This window comes from Phyllobacterium sp. OV277 (genome assembly GCF_900104355.1).
GTDB lineage: Bacteria > Pseudomonadota > Alphaproteobacteria > Rhizobiales > Rhizobiaceae > Phyllobacterium.
In genome coordinates this window covers 186,463-203,395 of the sequence record NZ_FNIY01000004.1, presented here as the reverse complement: position 1 = coordinate 203,395, position 16,933 = coordinate 186,463, and the positions used below count along the sequence as shown (strand labels likewise).

Below are 16,933 nucleotides of genomic sequence, written 5' to 3'. Positions count from 1 at the left end.
AGTGCTTACTTTTGCAAATAAGCCCTTATTGGGTGGGGGGCTTGATGATGACGATTACTTCGACAGTGGCATCAGGAAGCAAACTGGCAAAATATTCGGATTGCTCCTGTGTGCTGGAACCGTCCGTCAATTGGATTTTTCCGGTGGCGTTTTCGTCTTTCAGGACCATTGAGCCCATCACCTGGGAATTAACGCGCAGTTCGATTGCCCGACCGACCGCTTGCCTTGTAAAATCTTTGTAAAGCGCGGCACTTTGTGGAGTGAGAACGATATTCACCGCCACACCACCGGAATCGAGCTTTGACGCCGTTGCATTTTCCACCTGAAGTGGAAGCGCCTCTGGTATCGCTTGTACCTCAATATGAGCGTCAGGCGATAATAAGTGACGTGCCATGGCATCCAGCGTGTCTTTGTCGTCACCCGAAATCTGTACTGTCCCGTCCACGATAGGTGACATCACCACCGGCTCCGAAATTGTCTCGCCATCAATCCGCAATTGTGTTTTCTGTCCGATTGCAGCTTTTGTGAAAGCGCCAAATAAAGCGCTACTCTCTGGTTGAAGGATGATTTTCAGCTCATATCCATAAGAGATCGGTGATTTCATTACCGCCGCGCTCGATATTTTGAGTGCCACCGGCTCGGAATACTTCACTTTCTCTGGAAGGGTTGTCAGCAGTATTTTATCGGGTTTTGCGGGGACGGTTGCGCTACCGAGCAGTTGTTCAACGCCGGCCTGCTTTCCTTGGGTGTCTTTATCATTGCTCTTCAGCTCTTTGAGCGTTTGTTCAAGATTGGAAGCGTTTTGCCAATTTGGTGATACCGGCTGAATTGCACCAGATACCGGATTACGCGGGCTTTTAGCTGCCAAGTCAGACGATATGCCATCTTCACGTTTGACATGCGTTACAGTGGTGGTTTTGAGACCACCCAGCTGAGTAGTCAGCGTTTCAGTCACCTCTATTGTAGAACCATCAACCAACGAAACCACGGAACGACCGAGGCGGCGACTGCTGGCGCTCTTGATGACAGCTAGTTGATCAGTGGTCAGTTTTGCTGCACGCTCCTTCGATGCTGCAATCATCGCATCAATTCCCGGCTGAGATGCCTTTGTTAGCGCTTCCTTATCGGATATTTCGTCCCACGTGATAACGGCCGTCTGAGTTGAGTGATCGACACTTTCGAGCAACGATGTTGTGACAATATTGACAGCGGTTCCATTGATGTCGTCATCGCGAGATGCCTGCCATTGATCCCCCACCTTGAGTGACGCGCTCTTATACCACTGGCCACGTGCCAAAAGCCCAGCCTCGGGCACAAGAATATCAGTCAGAACCGAGGGATTATTATCCAGTTTTTTAACAAGGCTTGATAGTACGGACCCTTCAGGCACTGGCCTATTGCCAAAAGAACTTGCGATCTTGTCTTGCATATTCTGTCGAATAGAATCGAATCCGATCAAAGAAAACGGGAATCCATTCAAATCTGTCTCAAATTCCAGTTGCTCAACACCATAAAGGTCCAGTGTGGTCTTGTATTGTGAATTGAGATCATAATTTCCCGTTGCCTTTGCAGGGACATCAGAACTCAACGACCAGCGCATGCGCACCGCTTGCTCATCCTTGGATACAACCATCATTTGCTGGAGAAAGTCACCGCGCATGATGCTGCTTGGCTTTTCCAGCCAGATAGACATATCCGTTTCAATGCTCTTTTCTGTTCGGAATGTGCTGATGGCACCAATAGTCGGCGTGTAGGAAGGAATGGTCACCACTTCTTGAGCCATGGCAGAATGAGCCGCCAGGCCGAGAAATAAACCCAAAATCATCTTCGCTATGCCGCGCGACATCCCGTTATACATCTTCGTGGTTTCCTTTTTATACGACAGCAGGAAAACTGAGCATCTTCAGCTTTGCATTATCCCTAAGCAGTCTGATCAAAATGACGACCGTGAACATGGGAGATGTCATATCTGCCGGAATTTCTATGCGGGATAAATGACTGACTATCGGTTGTGACGGAACGGAGGCATTAGCTTTCACGCCTGCGATAGTGGGTTTTGCGAAACTAGAGCACAAGATATTTGAACTCTTCTTGTCAGATGTGTATCAAAGTGCGCTCGTCATTTGCGCATTGTGACTTCTTTCGGAAGTACATCAAACTGTCTTACCACCTAATTGGCAGGAAACGACAATGGCTGATCTTTCTGGATATGCGAGCCGCTGTTTCCTGAAATTCTCCGCGGTAAGTGTCATGCTTTCAGGCCTAGCTGTCTCAGCCAAAGCAGAACCAAAAATACCGGCGGTTTCGCTTGAGCAATAAGAACGTCAACATTTTAGTGATATTGAGTGGGCCTTTATTCTTGCTGCGACAGCCAGACTGATCCCGTCGGAGGATGAAGGTCCCCGGGGGCCATCGAAACCCGAGTTCCCGTATTTATCGATCTTCAGATCACCGGCGACTATGGCAGGACTGACGACTGGTAAATGCTCGGTCCTCACGACCCGTCCGCCGACCCGGCAAACCCCGCTCAATCCTGCGCAAATCTATCGCCAGGGCATTCCGGCCTTCAATGCTTGGTATGAACAGAAATACAGCGCGCGGCCTTTGCCGCTCTCTCGGCAGAACAGCAAGACGCAGCGCTGACCACTTTGCAAAAAGGAGAGGTCGGTCTGCAGCCGGAGCTGCGAGATTTCTTCACTGTTCTTCTGCAAACCACCAGAGAAGGCTACTTCGCCAATCCGATGCATGGCGGCAACCACAGCATGCAGGCATGGAGCTATATATGCTTTCCGGGTGCTCGTAGCAGCTATAAAGAATGGGTTGAACGATACAATGTTCGCTATCCACTCGGTTCTGTTTCGATCAAGGGGGAGAGGGCATAAAAATGGCACGTCAGGACAGTACGGCGAAATGATAACGAGGTTGCGTTGCCCCCTATCGCAGCTTCGGCTCCTTTCTGCCAGGTATTGGCATTGGCGGCGCGAGCACACACTGGAACGGCCTGAACTGGCGTCCGCAACCGGAAGAAATGGCTCTGCGCTCCATGTGCGCGAACGTCTGGGGGAGCAGATCATCCCATAAGACATGAATCTGCAATCTGGAGGGAGGATTCCAAGACGGATAGATGACCTGAATTGACGCAGATTGACGTCAGAGAACGAGCATTCAGGCACCGGCTCGCAGGGCATCGATGAAAACCCGCAGGGCGGGTGCCATATGGCGCTGCTTGGGATAGCATAAAAACAGTCCGGGAAACGGAGCACACCATGGATCGAGAAGGCTGATGAGCCTTCCGCTAGCGAGGTGGTCTTCAACCGTGTCTTCGATTGGAAATCCGATCCCGATTCCTTTGAGCGTTGCGGTCAGCGCCATTTCCTTATCACTGAAAATCAACGGACCTTCGACAGAGACACTGAACCAGTTTTCATTCTCGAAGAATTCCCAGGCATACGGTGTCGCCCGGCCCGGCCAGCGCCAGCGTATGCAGCGATGGCGAACGAGGTCTCGTGGGTGCTCCGGATATCCATGACGGGCGAGATAATCAGGTGTCGCCACCACCACCTGCCGGAGTTCTGATCCCAGACGAACGGCAATCATGTCGCGCTCGATCACCTCTCCTATACGCAGGCCCACATCGAAGCCTCCTGCAACGATATCAATCACTTCATCATCAAGCGTAATATCGAGCAGCACCTCAGGGTAGCGTTCGGTGAAGCTGGCAAGAATGGGTTCGATATGCTTTCGGGCCGCAGATCGAAACGAATGTACCTTTACCGTTCCAGCAGGATTTTCTCCTGAGCGACGGGCCTGCGCGACAGCGCTTCCAAGTTCGAATGCCGCGGGCTTCACCCGTTGAAGCAAATTTTCACCAGCCTCCGTCAGTGACACATTTCGTGTCGTCCGGTGGAGGAGGCGCATCTCCAACCGTTCCTCTAGACTTCGCACCATCTGGCTTAAAGCTGAAGGGGAAACGCCGAGGCTATCGGCAGCTCGGGTGAAGCTTAGAAATTCAGCTACGGCAATAAAGGCGCGAAGCTGGTTGTAGTCATGAGCGGCGAGCAAGCTATCCATTCTGGGCACTATATATTGCTTAGATCAACTAACAAGTTCTATAATTTTTGAATGTATTATAAATACAAGGCCTTTCTGTCATTTTCTCTTTGGTTCATTGAAGAGGATAGAAAAATGACAACTTGGTTTATCACAGGGATTTCGCGTGGTCTTGGCAAGGCACTCGCCTCGGCAGCACTGGCAGAAGGGGACACTGTGATTGGGACAGTTCGAGCTGGGCAATTCCAACTTGATCATGATCGCGGCACCTTGCATATCTTGAATGTTGATCTGGTCGATGGCAACGCGGCGGCGGCCAGCGTAATGAAGGCGTTCGAGATAGCGGGCCAGATCGATGTCATCGTAAACAATGCCGGATACGGGTTGCTTGGTGCATTGGAGAAAGCGTCAGATGCAGATGTCGAGCGGCTGTTTGCTGTCGATGTCTTTGCGCCATTCCAGATCATTCGAGCGGCATTGCCTTACCTTCGCACACAAGGCCACGGTCACATTATCAATGTCACGTCGATCGCCGGGCGCGCGCCAACCACCGGATCGGCAGTCTATGCTGCCGCCAAATACGCGCTTGAAGGGCTTTCATCAGGATTGGCTTTGGAAGTTGCACCACTTGGAATCAAAGTAACAGCGGTTGCCCCAGGTGCATTCCGGACGGATTTCCTTTCGTCTCACTCGATACGCAAAAGTGACGCTGAAGATGCTGCCTACGCTGAGACCATCGGACGGAGTTCTACCGCCTTCGATACCGCTGCAGGTCGACAGCTGGGCAATCCGGATCTCGCGGCGCAAGCGATCATCGCCCTGGTTCGCTCCGATAAGCCGCCTCTTCATTTGCTGCTTGGCAGCGACGCGCTGCGCCGTGCACGCAGCAAACTGGATCAGATTGCCGATGAGATCGATGCTTGGGAAACCGTTACCCGCAGCACTGATTTCGAAAAAGCTGAATAGGCAAATCCCCCAAGAAGGGGGATCTATTGGGTAAAATGGCGGTGGCGGCCAGCGTGACTATTCAAGCGGATCTGACCAATCCTGATCCGTGGCAAGCAGGCGATTGGCGATATCGCGTTCCAAACAGTCGGACCATCTTCCACTGATATCATTTGGGTGCCGACGCAATGCTGTTCGTTCCCTCTCTGCTCCTCGGTAATCCGTGATCGACGGCTTGCTCATGAGGCTTCCTTCGGCAGAGCGTACAGACCGTGGCGTACGCGCAGCAGCGCCACGGCCAACTCAGCAATCGCGAACGCCAATATGGCACCAAGTAAGCCATTCGTGCCGAAATTGACGATCATCCAGCCACCAAACAGGGGAAATCCGAATATGCCGACGAAATAAGCGATTACAAACCACGTCATTGCAGCGTTACGTTGATCGATGGGACCATCATTCACCGCTTGTGTCTGGATCACTGCGTAAACCAAGCCATAACCAAGGCCAATCAGAACAGCACTGGTGATCTGGACCAAGACGCCATAGTGAAATCCGAAGCTTACCACCACGCCGAGGATCATCAACGACAGGAGAACAATGGCGACATGATCACCATTGGCTCGGTTGACCACCGGTGCCAATACAAAACGGGATGCCACCACGGTTAAGGCGTAGACGCTAAAGAACGTGCTGGCCTGAAGGCCGGTGCCTCGCACGAGCGACGTCTGAAACGTCAAAATACCACTAAAGACACAAGCGCCAAGCCCCACCATCAGGATTGGGTAGATGGCTCGCGTCCGGGCGATATCAGGCAATTTGCGCACCCAGCCTTCACTGAAAGAGGCCCGTGCAACGGCAGCGCCTTTTGGGGCCAGTCTGTCAAAAGCCCACAGAAGCACGGCCGCAAGAACACAGGCCGCCGCAACCAGGCAAAATGCAGCGGGAGTGGAAAATCCAAGGCTTCCCGTCAGCGTGCCTGCAATAACCGGGCTGCCGCCAATTCCCGCCATCAGGAACGCTCCGTAGCGTGCGAACCAGAAGCCACGCTCCGTATCTGTGACGCGCTCGGACAACGCCATTGGTGCAGCGAGATAGAATATTCCCCACCCAAGTCCAATGAGAAAGCCAGCTCCACCGATCAGCGGCGACAGGGTCTTCAAGGAAGCAAGAACGAGGTACCCGGCACAGACAGCCAGCGCCCCCAGTGCTCCCATGCGAGCCGCGCCGAAGCGGCCAGCAAACCAGCCGACCAAAGGCACTCCAATCAAAGTGCCGAACATTGCGCCGCCAAGCGTAATGCCGGTGTCGATCTCGCTACCGCCAAAAGCGCGGAAATGCTCGGTAAGGAGGAATGTGGCTCCATAGCCAGCGGCAGTTAGAAGGCTTCCCATAAACAGGCAGTTGGCGTGTGATGTGCGCATGATCTCTTGACTCAAATGAATAATTGGTTCGATTATCTTGCCATTCCACATACAATAACAGGACCACTTGAAGCCGCTCTCGGGAACCACTTTGGGGTATAAAACGTGACAGTTGAAGGCTCGCGCCGGCGCGAGGGAACAGCGCATCTGGTTACTATCGCCATCGACAGGGTGTCTCCCGTGCCGCTTGTCCGACAGCTTTATCTTGCTTTGCGTGCGGTGATCATCACCGGGGTGATGCAGCCCGGGACACGGCTTCCCTCGTCGCGTGCGGGCGCGCAATTTTGGGGTGTGTCCCGTGGCCTGGTCATAGAGGCCTATGAAACACTCCTGAGCGAAGGTTATGCCGTCGGCCGCATCGGCTCGGGTACTTTCGTTTCATCTGATGTGCCTGAACGCTCCGGACGTCCGGGTGGAGAGGGATGGTCGGGGCCGGAACGTGATCGCCTTCTTTCCCGCGCTGCCCGTACTGTCATCATGACGGCTCATCAACCCGATCCGCCACCGCAGGTCCCGTTTGCCACGGGACGCACGCCACCGGATGAAAAGACGCGCGCGATCCTCAATCGCATTGCTCATCGCCATGTCGGTACCTTGTCGGACCATTACCGCAATCCACAGGGGGAAGCGTGGTTGCGGGAAGCGGTGGCCGCCTATCTTCTCGCCGCGCGTGGTGTGCGCTGCGTACCGGACCGCATCTTCATCACTGCGGGGTCCCAGCAAGCGATCGATCTTGCAATCCGTTCTTTACTTGATCCAGGCGATGTCGTTGCGGTGGAGGACCCTTGTTATCCGCCCGCCCGGCATGCCTTGATCGCGCATGGGGCAACGCTTGCGCCTGTACCGATTGACGACAATGGCATTGACGTTTCCGCCCTCGCAGCACTCGCTGTCAGGCCACGGGCTGTCTATGTCACTCCATCGCATCAATATCCCACAGGCGTGGTGCTTCCCATGGCGCGCCGGCTGGCGCTTCTTGATTGGGCTGCAACCGCCGGGGCCTGGGTCATTGAAGATGATTACGACAGCGAGTTCCGTTATGACGGGCCGCCACTTGCCGCCCTGCAAGGAATTGATGAGCACCACTGTGTCATCTATGTCGGCACTTTCAGCAAGGCTCTGCTGCCGGGATTTCGTCTTGGCTATCTGGTGGTGCCGGACGATTTGGTTCCGGCGTTTCGCAGCATGCGCGCACTTCTTGATCGTTTCCCCGCTCCATTTCAACAATTGGTGGTCGCTGACTTTTTGGCTGAAGGACATTTCTCGAGCCATTTACGCCGATTGCGCGATGCCTACCGGCAGTCGCGGGATGTGTTGGTGTCACTGTTGCATGAGCGCCTCTTCGAACATCTAAAAGTCAGTCCGCCCCAACAGGGAGTCCATCTTCTGGCGCGCGTTCGTGCGGAAAATGATGACACAGCGTTAGCGCGTGGCGCACGCGACCATGGCGTTTCTGTACTGCCGATTTCGCCAATGCACATCGCGCCTACTTCCGATTATGGTTTGTTATTGGGTTTCTCGGCCTTAACAGATGCCGAGGCCGATATCGGAACAAAACGTTTGGCCGCCGTCTTTGCGGATTTCAAACCATGATGATTGCGAATTCCCACCGAGATGTCGGGCCAGTTGAGGTTTGATGACGCGCTACCGTGGCCTGTCGCCAAATAGTTCGTTTTCTATCTGAATGAACCGTGTCCGCCTCACAGACCGTCAGGTACACGGCGTGTCAACCAAGCGCCCCAAAACAGGCTGGAAAAGAAGCGGCATGGAGTATCAAACCCCGCCTCGGAGAGTAAAATGGCAATAGCTTCTTCCGATCTAGGTGGTTCGGCTCCTTGCAATATCTTGCCCATCTTGGCTTCGATTTCCTCGGGACCGGCGCCGTTCATCCGCCAACGGGTGGCCCAAGCCTTCATCAGGAGCGGCTGCGAAGCATAGGTTCTATAATTTCCGGCGAGAACCAATGGCGCGCCCGGTCTAAGACGTGTTGCAATCTGCTTGAGGATTTCGCTTTTTGCTTCGTCATCTTTCAGGTGATGCAGGACACCAATCATGATCGCTGCGTCAAAAGATGGTGTTATGGAGATTTCGGCAAGGTGACCCAGAACCGGCTCCACACGCTGCTCCAATCCGGCTGCGGCCAATTCGGCCTTCGCCAGCTCCAGCATCGGTGGTGACGGGTCAACGGCGACAAATGACCAATCTGGTTCGAGTGTTGCGGCGGCTATGATCTCACCGGCTGTTCCACCGGCTCCAACGACCAATAACCTCGCCTTTGTTCCAGCACCAAGCACTGCCGAAAGCATGCAGGCCGAAAGCTCGTGGCAAGCATCGTAGCCGGCCAGAGCAATCCGGCTTTGCCGCGCGTACTCCGCAGCTCGGGAGCTATCAAATTTGGCAGCGGAATCTTTGGACATAGTATTTTTCCTTCGCGAGCATTCCCAGCCTAGATGGGGGCGGGACAAGAGCTGTTTGAAAATATATAGGAGATGACGTCGGAACCCGAATGCGAGCATCTCGGCCTATATCGCAAGGGATGGTGATTTTATCGAGCGCAAGCATTCATTGATGAACCATGATCTGAAAGCCGATACCACCGTTTTCCGGGCGCTTCGTTGAGGTATTGTCAGGCAGTAAGGCTGTCCGAGTTCAAGTACGCGTTTTACTGGTCTGATTAGCAGGCCCGTTTCAATTAGGTCAGCAGAATAAATGCCTTGCCCCAGAGCGACTCCCAATCCTCCAAGCGCAAGATCAAGAGCAGCCTTTGACGAGTTTGCGGTCAGGCCCCGTTGAATGTCGCGGCCGGGTGTCAGAAGTGCTGTTTCAAACCAGTTACGCCATGAGGGAAACGAAGACGCAGCCGGTCCCCAATCGGTATGAATCAATGGCAAGGTCAGTAGATCCGCGGTGGTATTCACGGGGCCGTGCTGTGCCAGAAAACCCGGTGTGCAGACGGGAAAAACCGCGTCAACGGCAATTTCTTCTGTGCTGTGTTCGCGATAGTGGAAGCGCCCATAGGATAGTCGAATGTCAATCAGATCGCGCTCAAATGAAACAGGGTCGCCTTCACCCCTCAAAGAGATATCTACCGGGCCATGTACGGTGATGAAATCAGGTAAACGGCGCGAGAGCCAACCCATTGCCATCGAAGGCGGTACCGATATGACGAGTGAAGATCGTCGTTGACCACCGGACAGTTCACTCGAAGCACTTCTCAACTCGTCGAAAGCCAATGAAAGCCGGGGCAGAATTTCTCGGCCTGCTTCCGTGAGTATGGCTCGCCGGTTGATCCTTTGGAACAGTTTGCGTGCTACTTGTGCTTCGAGAGCACGAATAAGCTGACTGACTGCCGCAGGCGAAATTGAAAGCTCTTTGGCTGCAGACATAAAACTGCCAGTTCGCGCGGCTGCCTCGAATGCCTGCAATCCACGTAAGGATGGAAACAAGATTATTCACCTAAAATAGATAAGCTTATCTTTCTAATATGGCAGGAATTCTCGTTTTAAAAAAGATTAAATATTGAATACTCTCATTCATCTGAAACCAACTGTTTGAGGGCATCCATGGATCACCGGACTATTATCGCATCACTGACATCTGAGCAGCGTGACCATCTGACTGGCAAATCAAACCGAGCGGGCGTGATTCAGCTCGCCGCTCATTGGGGCGCGATCGTTTTTCTCGGGTCGTTGATCGCAATGCGTATAACTTTGTGGCCGCTCTTGATGTTGCCGCAAGGTATCCTGCTCGTGTTTTTATTCACCCTGCTGCATGAGTCGGTGCATCGTACCCCGTTCAGAACCCAGTGGCTGAATGATTGTGTTGCCCGTACATGCAGTTTCATCCTCGTGCTGCCGACGGACTGGTTTCGGTATTTCCATTTTGCCCATCACCGCTTTACCCAAGACCCTGAAAACGATCCTGAATTGGCATCTCCGAAACCAGAATTTTTACGACAATATATTGTACACGTCTCGGGTTTTCCAGTTTGGGTAAGTCATCTGAAAACGCTGGTCAGGAATGCTTCTGGCCACTGCTACGACACGTTTGTTCCCGAAAAAGGGTGCTCAAAAGTGCGGGCTGAAGCGCGGATGATGATGATTGTTTATGCCATCATGCTTGCACTTTCGCTTTATCTGCACACGGCGCTTCTTCTCTATGTATGGGTACTGCCAGCTCTACTTGGGCAGCCGTTCTTGCGTCTCTATCTTCTTGCCGAGCATGGTCGCTGTCCATTTGTTGCAAATATGCTGGAAAATAGCAGGACCACCACGACGACTTGGCTCGTTCGCAAGCTTGCATGGAATATGCCATATCATGCCGAACACCACTCATATCCTGGTGTGCCTTTTCACCGACTGCCGGAATTCCACGAGCTGATAGAGGCCCAGCTCAAGGAAACGGAGGCTGGCTATATCAATTTTAACATTAAGTACATTGAGACGATGCGGTAAATGCTGCCCTTGAATGCCATGAATTCTACATGATTTAGTTGGTCGACAGCGATGACGATGCTGAAATGCGGTGCCAACTATGTTCGGAAAGTGCCCCACAACAAATACAACGGGGCTGGCTCGACAGGGGATCAGAAGCAAAATATCTATAGAACATGACCGCAGCCAACGAAGACACCATTGCCAACCGCATCAGCCGCATCCTTGCAGACAGGATTGTAACGGGCCAGCTGGAGCCGGGTGCCAAATTGCGGCAGGACCATGTTGCCGAAGAGTTTGGAGCAAGCCACGTTCCTGTGAGAGAGGCATTTCGCAAGCTTGAGGCCCAGGGATTGGCCGTCAGCGAACCGCGACGGGGTGTGCGGGTGGCCTCCTTTGATCTGAAAGAGGTTCGCGAAGTGGCGCTGATGCGTGCCGAGCTTGAGGGACTTGCACTTCGCCATGCGGTACCGCATTTGACGGCGTCAATTCTTGAGCAGGCCGAAGAGGCAACCTTCGCGGGCGATAATTCGCGGGATGTGCGCTCTTGGGAAGAGGCCAATCGGCGGTTTCATAGGCTGATCCTGACCCCATGCGAAATGCCGCGTCTGTTGGCGGCAATCGACGATCTTCATGCGGTGAGTGCCCGTTTCCTGTTTTCAGCTTGGCGCTCGGAATGGGAAGTTCGGACCGATCACGATCATCGTGCAATCCTCGGGTTTCTGCGGCAGCGCAATACTGACAACGCTGTTGCCGTGCTTGAACGCCACGTTCAATGGATCGGGCAAAAACCGGTTAAAGGCCCGACAGGCTCAACGCGCGACGCCTTTGCCATTGTTGGCTAATTGCCGCTGTCGTTCATCTCGCGAGGCATTTTTAGACAGCCATAGCTCGATTTAAATTTCCGACCGTTCGAAGCGGCTTGCGTTTTTCCATGTCGTGAATAAAATTATAGATAATTTGTGATTCTATCTATAATTATGCATGTAAGCCCGAAAGGTTATCAATGTCAGTATCTGCGATACAGGAATGCGAAGGTTTGAGTGCATCTGTAATCCCCGCTGAACGCTGGGATTTCGATGAGGCAAAAAAAATCTATAATTTGCCGTTCAATGATCTGCTATTCCAGGCGCATGGTGTGCATAGGGCACAGTTTGACCCCAATGCCATCCAGCTCAGCAAATTGTTGTCGATCAAAACGGGTGGATGCCCTGAGGATTGTGGCTATTGCAGCCAGTCCGCACATTACCCCACCGGGCTCAAGGCATCGAAGCTGCTGCAAGTCGAGAAGGTCCTTGAAGAGGCAAGCAAGGCTCGCGACAGTGGTGCAACACGATACTGCATGGGGGCAGCGTGGCGCGGTCCCAAAGATCGTGACATGGACATGGTTGTTGCCATGGTCGAGGGCGTTCGGGCGCTGGGCATGGAGACCTGCATGACGCTTGGTATGCTGTCTTCAGGACAGGCGAACCGGCTCGCAGAGGCGGGCCTTGATTACTACAATCACAACATTGATACGTCCGAGCGTTTTTACAGCGAGATCATCAGTACCCGCAGTTTTGCGGATCGTCTGGAAACACTGGGAAATGTGCGGGAGGCAGGGATCAAGGTCTGTGCCGGTGGCATTCTCGGCATGGGCGAGACGACGGATGACCATATCTCAATGCTCGTTACCCTTGCCAACCTTCCGGTACAGCCGGAGAGTGTGCCGATCAATATGCTGATCCCGATCCCCGGGTCAAAGCTGGCCAACGCAATTCCCGTTGATCCCATTGCATTTGTGCGGGCCACAGCGCTTGCCCGCATTCTCATGCCTCAAACGCATGTTCGTCTGTCCGCCGGGCGTACGGAAATGAGCGACGAGATGCAGGCGCTGTGTTTCTTCGCCGGTGCGAATTCGATCTTTGTCGGTGACACGCTGCTCACTGCGGAAAATCCCGGCGATGATCACGATACCGGACTGTTCCGGCGATTGGGGCTGAAGGCAATGCTTCCGCGTATTGCCGAATGACGTCCCATTATCTTGCTCGTTATGACAGGACGTTGAACGGATTAGAACGCAAGGGAAGATTGCGGACGTTGGTGCCATGCAACGGTGTTGATTTTACATCGAATGACTATCTCGGCTTTGCCGGTTCCCCGCGTATTGCAGCAGCGATAGCTGCTGCTTTGGAGCGCGGCGTCCCGGCTGGTTCGGGCGGGTCTCGTTTGCTTCGCGGCAACCACCCCGAGCATGAGGCGCTTGAATATGAAGCATCTGCCTTTTTCGGTGTGGAGAAGATGCTCTATTTCTCAAGCGGTTATGCCGCCAATGCCGCGCTGTTTTCGACGCTGCCGCAACGCGATGATCTCATTGTCTATGATGCGTTTATACACACCAGCGCTCGCGAAGGTGTCACAGCCAGCCGGGCGCAATCGGTCATGATCAGGCATAATGATCTCGGGAATTTCGAGAGCGCATTGAGGCAGTGGCGCATGGCGGGCGGCAAGGGGCATGCGTGGATTGCAGTCGAGAGCCTCTATTCCATGGATGGTGATCGTGCGCCGTTAGCCGATCTGATGGCGCTTGCGGACAGATATGAGAGTTTTCTCGTCGTCGACGAGGCACACGCGACCGGAGTATTTGGTAGCGAGGGGCGTGGGCTTGCGAGGGGCCTTGAGGGGCGGGATAACATTATCCTGTTGCACACTTGCGGCAAGGCACTTGGCGTTTCAGGTGCGCTTGTAGGGGGGAGCAAGGTCCTTTGCGATTATCTTGTCAATCGCGCCCGCGCCTTCATTTATTCCACCGCGCCGTCGCCACTTATGGCGACGGGAGTTCGCGAGGCACTGAAGATGCTTGCAGACGAACCTCAGCGCAGACTGGGTCTGCAGAAACTTTTCACGTTCGCCAACACACAACTTGCGGCGACGTTTGGGATGGAAGGGAGCGGGTCACAAATTCTGCCCATCCTGATTGGCGATAATGCGCGTGCAACGCGTGTTGCGAGGCGACTGCAAGCGGGTGGTTTCGATATCCGTGCAATCCGCCCGCCCACGGTTCCCGAGGGAACAGCGCGCCTGCGAATAGCCATCACACTGAATGTCGACCAGTACGAAATCGAGCGGATGCTCAATCATCTTAAAGTTGCATTGGCCGAGGAAGTCATATGAGTTTGCGTTTTGTCGTTACGGGTACCGATACGAATATTGGCAAGACAATATTTTCAGCGGCGCTAGTCAGTGCACTCGGTGCCTCTTACTGGAAACCTGTCCAGGCTGGCCTTGAGGAAGAAACTGATAGCGAAGCCGTTGCCCGCCTCGGTCAGATTCCGCCCGATAGGATTATTGCCGAGACCTGGCGGCTTCAGACGCCTGCTTCGCCACATCTTGCTGCGCGGTTGGACAATGTTCGAATACGACCGGAGTTGCTCAATCCGCCTTCCATAGACGGTCCGCTCATTATTGAGGGCGCTGGTGGTGTGATGGTTCCGCTGACGGAAACCGAAATATTTGCCGATCTTTTCGCCCGCTGGCAAATCCCCGTGATTCTATGCGCTCGCACGGGTCTTGGAACGATCAATCACACATTGCTCTCCTTGGAAGCTTTGCGCCAACGTTCTGTACCGGTGTTCGGCGTTGTCTTCATCGGCGATGAACATATGGATACGCAGCACATTATCGGGACGTTGGGTCGCGTTCGCTGCCTTGGCCGGTTGCCATTGCTTAAGCCGTTGACATCCGATGCGTTGCACAAAGCCTTTCAGGAAAATTTTGATACAGCGCATTTTCAGATGGTGAACCCGTGACCTATTCTCTTGCATCATCGCCTGTTTGGCATCCGTTCACCCAACACGCGCTGGAGCCCGCGATGAGGCGCATCCTCAGAACGGAAGGCGCATGGCTTCATGACGACGAGGGGTCAGCCATTCTCGATGCGATTTCCTCCTGGTGGGTTATCACACACGGACATCGCCATCCGCTTATCATGAAGGCGATCCGCGAGGCTTGCGACAGCTTTGATCAGATCATCTTTGCTGAGTTTACCCACGAGCCCGCCGAAGAACTTGCAAAGGGGTTGCTCGCCATCGCTCCGGAAGGCCTTGCACACGTCTTTTATTCGGACAGCGGGTCAACCTGCGTGGAAGTCGCACTGAAGATGGCATTGGGCTATTTCCATAATATGGGAGAACCACGGTCGCGCATCGTCGTTATGGAACACAGCTATCACGGCGATACAATCGGGACCATGTCTGCGGGGGAGCGCGGGGTTTTCAACGCGGCCTACCAGTCCTTGCTTTTCAGTGTCGATCAGGTGCCGTTTCCTCTACCTGGACATGAGCAGAATACGCTTGATGCTTTCGAACAGGTATGCCGGGGCGGGCAGGTCGCTGCATTGCTGGTCGAACCGCTTGTGTTGGGGGCAGGGGGAATGCGGATGTATCCCGCATCGCTCTTGACCGAACTGAAGCGCATCGCTGAAAAATATGGCACCTTGCTGATCGCTGACGAGGTGATGACCGGCTGGGGGCGAACCGGAACATTGTTTGCCTGCGATCAGGCGGGCATTACGCCGGATATATTATGCACATCGAAAGGACTGACCGGTGGTGCTTTGCCGCTGGCTGCAACCCTGTGTTCTCCAAAAATATTTGAGGCGCATCTATCCACCGATCGCACCAAGACTTTCTTTCATTCGAGTTCTTACACTGCCAATCCGATTGCTTGTGCAGCGGGGCTCGCCAATCTTGAAGTGTGGAAGAAAGAGCCAGTGCATGCGCGCATTCGATCGCTGGAAGCCATGCATCGTGAAAGGTTGAAACGGTTCGCGGCAGACCCACGATTCAGCAATATACGCCAGACCGGGACGATCGCTGCACTAGACCTCAATACTTCGATATCAGGTTATCTTTCCGACGCTGGACCAAAACTACGCGCTTTCTTCCGATCCAGAAATCTCCTGATCCGCCCTCTTGGCAATGTCATTTATCTGATGACACCCTATTGCGTCGATGAAACTGATCTGGACCGTGCCTATGATGCTATTGATGAGGCGGCGGATATGCTTGCCGTGGGGAGGCGATGAGCCGGATAGCGGCAAGTCGAATTGCCGGATTTGGTCACTACGTGCCGGCGCGCCGCGTGGAAAATGCAGAGATAGAAAGCAAACTCGGGCTGGAGCCCGGCTGGATTGAGCGCAGAACCGGTATTCGCACCCGGCATTGGGTCGAAGACGGCGAATTCCTCACGGATATTGCCGAAAAGGCAGGGGCATCGGCTTTGGACGACGCCGATCTCTTGCCTGATGACATCGCCCTGACGATCCTTGCCACATCAACCCCTGACCATCTTTTACCACCTTCAGCTCCATTGCTGGCGCATCGTCTCAGGCTCATTAATTCCGGTGCTATTGATCTTGCCGGTGCATGTTCGGGGTTCCTTTACGCGTTAACGCTTGCTGATGGTTTCGTCCGTGCGCAAGGGCGTCCGGTTCTTGTCGTGGCCGCCAATATTTTGAGCAGGCGCATCAATCCGGCCGAACGCGCAAGTGCCGTTCTCTTTGCCGATGCGGCGGGTGCTGTCGTTCTGGTGCCATCAAGCGATTCAGATGCTGGCTTGCTTGGTATGAACCTAGCGTCGGACGGCAGCCATTATGATCTGATCTCAATTCCCGCAGGAGGTTCCACAAAGCCGTTTGTTTCAGGCATGGCAAATGAGGAATGCCTGATGACGATGCGTAGCGGCAAGGAAATGTTCACGCAGGCTGTCCAGATGATGACCACATGCGCACAGCGAGCGATGGCAGATGCGAATCTCTGTTCGGCAGACATAGACAGGTTTGTGCCACATCAGGCCAATGCACGCATTTTCGACGTGGTATCGGATAATCTTGGCATTGATGCTTCCCGAACCGTGCGCACCATAGCAGAGTATGGCAATTCCTCTGCCGCAACCATTCCGCTCTCACTATGTCTTACGCATCGCAACCGACCCTTGGTGCCGGGCGAAAAACTGCTGCTAACCGCAGCTGGCGCTGGCTTGACAGGTGGCGCCGTCGTCTGGGGCATTTAATGCCATACCGGTAACATTGGACTGGCCTAG

At 53.9% G+C, this 16,933-nt stretch carries 16 protein-coding genes; 10 read left to right on the top strand and 6 right to left on the bottom strand.

The window, feature by feature from the left end; all coding sequences use genetic code 11:
• Nucleotides 1-25: 25 nt before the first annotated feature.
• Together BLU05_RS15665 and BLU05_RS26455 are read right to left on the bottom strand one after the other, a co-directional pair.
• Complete coding sequence (locus BLU05_RS15665) at nt 26-1,858, bottom strand: hypothetical protein (RefSeq protein ID WP_139210470.1); 1,833 nt, start codon at nt 1,856-1,858, stop codon at nt 26-28.
• 685 nt (nt 1,859-2,543) lie between these two features.
• Nucleotides 2,544-2,747, bottom strand: coding sequence for a hypothetical protein (locus tag BLU05_RS26455; protein ID WP_244518401.1), 204 nt, complete (start codon nt 2,745-2,747; stop codon nt 2,544-2,546).
• Between BLU05_RS26455 and BLU05_RS26450 the strand changes: the two genes are divergently transcribed.
• The gene (locus tag BLU05_RS26450) at nt 2,649-2,882 is read left to right on the top strand and encodes a gluconate 2-dehydrogenase subunit 3 family protein (RefSeq protein WP_244518371.1); all 234 of its coding nucleotides are present in this window, start codon (nt 2,649-2,651) and stop codon (nt 2,880-2,882) included. The two genes, BLU05_RS26455 and BLU05_RS26450, sit on opposite strands and share 99 nt — an antisense overlap.
• 283 nt (nt 2,883-3,165) lie before the next feature.
• Here the strand turns inward: BLU05_RS26450 and BLU05_RS15650 are convergent, their stop codons facing one another.
• Nucleotides 3,166-4,071, bottom strand: a complete 906-nt coding sequence (locus BLU05_RS15650) for a LysR family transcriptional regulator (RefSeq protein ID WP_091881645.1) — start codon at nt 4,069-4,071, stop codon at nt 3,166-3,168.
• Nucleotides 4,072-4,185: 114 nt separating this feature from the next.
• Here BLU05_RS15650 and BLU05_RS15645 point away from each other — a divergent pair, with 114 nt between their 5' ends.
• Nucleotides 4,186-5,016 carry an oxidoreductase gene (locus tag BLU05_RS15645; RefSeq protein ID WP_091881642.1) on the top strand — a complete coding sequence of 277 codons (831 nt, stop codon included), beginning with the start codon at nt 4,186-4,188 and terminating at the stop codon, nt 5,014-5,016.
• Between the two features lie 218 nt (nt 5,017-5,234).
• Here BLU05_RS15645 and BLU05_RS15640 read toward each other — a convergent pair whose 3' ends face one another.
• A complete protein-coding gene (locus BLU05_RS15640; RefSeq protein ID WP_091882311.1) occupies nt 5,235-6,419 on the bottom strand; it encodes an MFS transporter in 1,185 nt (394 codons plus the stop codon).
• A gap of 105 nt (nt 6,420-6,524) precedes the next feature.
• Here BLU05_RS15640 and BLU05_RS15635 point away from each other — a divergent pair, with 105 nt between their 5' ends.
• Nucleotides 6,525-8,012 (top strand): MocR-like pyridoxine biosynthesis transcription factor PdxR, encoded by a 1,488-nt coding sequence (locus BLU05_RS15635; protein ID WP_091881640.1) that lies wholly within the window; start codon nt 6,525-6,527, stop codon nt 8,010-8,012.
• Between the two features lie 107 nt (nt 8,013-8,119).
• On the opposite strand, the gene BLU05_RS15630 is transcribed toward BLU05_RS15635, so the two are convergent.
• Complete coding sequence (locus BLU05_RS15630; RefSeq protein ID WP_091881638.1) at nt 8,120-8,836, bottom strand: class I SAM-dependent methyltransferase; 717 nt, start codon at nt 8,834-8,836, stop codon at nt 8,120-8,122.
• A 105-nt stretch (nt 8,837-8,941) separates the two neighbouring features.
• The gene (locus BLU05_RS15625; RefSeq protein ID WP_091881636.1) at nt 8,942-9,871 is read right to left on the bottom strand and encodes a LysR substrate-binding domain-containing protein; all 930 of its coding nucleotides are present in this window, start codon (nt 9,869-9,871) and stop codon (nt 8,942-8,944) included.
• A gap of 111 nt (nt 9,872-9,982) precedes the next feature.
• Here BLU05_RS15625 and BLU05_RS15620 point away from each other — a divergent pair, with 111 nt between their 5' ends.
• The 7 genes from BLU05_RS15620 (at nt 9,983) to BLU05_RS15590 (ending at nt 16,903) form a co-directional block, all read left to right on the top strand.
• Nucleotides 9,983-10,873, top strand: a complete 891-nt coding sequence (locus BLU05_RS15620) for a fatty acid desaturase family protein (protein ID WP_091881633.1) — start codon at nt 9,983-9,985, stop codon at nt 10,871-10,873.
• Between the two features lie 155 nt (nt 10,874-11,028).
• A complete protein-coding gene (locus BLU05_RS15615) occupies nt 11,029-11,697 on the top strand; it encodes a GntR family transcriptional regulator (protein WP_091881631.1) in 669 nt (222 codons plus the stop codon).
• Between the two features lie 161 nt (nt 11,698-11,858).
• The gene (gene bioB, locus BLU05_RS15610; RefSeq protein WP_091881628.1) at nt 11,859-12,863 is read left to right on the top strand and encodes a biotin synthase BioB; all 1,005 of its coding nucleotides are present in this window, start codon (nt 11,859-11,861) and stop codon (nt 12,861-12,863) included.
• Nucleotides 12,860-14,005 (top strand): 8-amino-7-oxononanoate synthase, encoded by a 1,146-nt coding sequence (locus BLU05_RS15605; protein WP_091881626.1) that lies wholly within the window; start codon nt 12,860-12,862, stop codon nt 14,003-14,005. The genes bioB and BLU05_RS15605 overlap by 4 nt, the downstream gene beginning before the upstream one ends.
• A complete protein-coding gene (gene bioD / locus BLU05_RS15600) occupies nt 14,002-14,640 on the top strand; it encodes a dethiobiotin synthase (protein ID WP_091881624.1) in 639 nt (212 codons plus the stop codon). The genes BLU05_RS15605 and bioD overlap by 4 nt, the downstream gene beginning before the upstream one ends.
• Nucleotides 14,637-15,917 carry an adenosylmethionine--8-amino-7-oxononanoate transaminase gene (locus BLU05_RS15595; protein ID WP_091881622.1) on the top strand — a complete coding sequence of 427 codons (1,281 nt, stop codon included), beginning with the start codon at nt 14,637-14,639 and terminating at the stop codon, nt 15,915-15,917. Before bioD ends, BLU05_RS15595 begins: the two co-directional genes overlap by 4 nt.
• Nucleotides 15,914-16,903 (top strand): beta-ketoacyl-ACP synthase III, encoded by a 990-nt coding sequence (locus tag BLU05_RS15590; protein WP_091881620.1) that lies wholly within the window; start codon nt 15,914-15,916, stop codon nt 16,901-16,903. The genes BLU05_RS15595 and BLU05_RS15590 overlap by 4 nt, the downstream gene beginning before the upstream one ends.
• Nucleotides 16,904-16,933: the final 30 nt, after the last annotated feature.

Excerpts from the sequence above, each read along its gene's own strand:
- bioD (WP_091881624.1), top strand. The coding sequence starts at position 14,002 with ATGAGTTTGCGTTTTGTCGTTACGGGTACCGATACGAATATTGGCAAG.
- BLU05_RS15605 (WP_091881626.1), top strand. The coding sequence starts at position 12,860 with ATGACGTCCCATTATCTTGCTCGTTATGACAGGACGTTGAACGGATTA.
- BLU05_RS15590 (WP_091881620.1), top strand. The coding sequence starts at position 15,914 with ATGAGCCGGATAGCGGCAAGTCGAATTGCCGGATTTGGTCACTACGTG.
- BLU05_RS15620 (WP_091881633.1), top strand. The coding sequence starts at position 9,983 with ATGGATCACCGGACTATTATCGCATCACTGACATCTGAGCAGCGTGAC.
- bioB (WP_091881628.1), top strand. The coding sequence starts at position 11,859 with ATGTCAGTATCTGCGATACAGGAATGCGAAGGTTTGAGTGCATCTGTA.
- BLU05_RS15640 (WP_091882311.1), bottom strand. The coding sequence starts at position 6,419 with ATGCGCACATCACACGCCAACTGCCTGTTTATGGGAAGCCTTCTAACT.
- BLU05_RS26455 (WP_244518401.1), bottom strand. The coding sequence starts at position 2,747 with ATGCATCGGATTGGCGAAGTAGCCTTCTCTGGTGGTTTGCAGAAGAAC.
- BLU05_RS15615 (WP_091881631.1), top strand. The coding sequence starts at position 11,029 with ATGACCGCAGCCAACGAAGACACCATTGCCAACCGCATCAGCCGCATC.
- BLU05_RS15650 (WP_091881645.1), bottom strand. The coding sequence starts at position 4,071 with ATGGATAGCTTGCTCGCCGCTCATGACTACAACCAGCTTCGCGCCTTT.
- BLU05_RS15630 (WP_091881638.1), bottom strand. The coding sequence starts at position 8,836 with ATGTCCAAAGATTCCGCTGCCAAATTTGATAGCTCCCGAGCTGCGGAG.
- BLU05_RS15645 (WP_091881642.1), top strand. The coding sequence starts at position 4,186 with ATGACAACTTGGTTTATCACAGGGATTTCGCGTGGTCTTGGCAAGGCA.
- BLU05_RS15665 (WP_139210470.1), bottom strand. The coding sequence starts at position 1,858 with ATGTATAACGGGATGTCGCGCGGCATAGCGAAGATGATTTTGGGTTTA.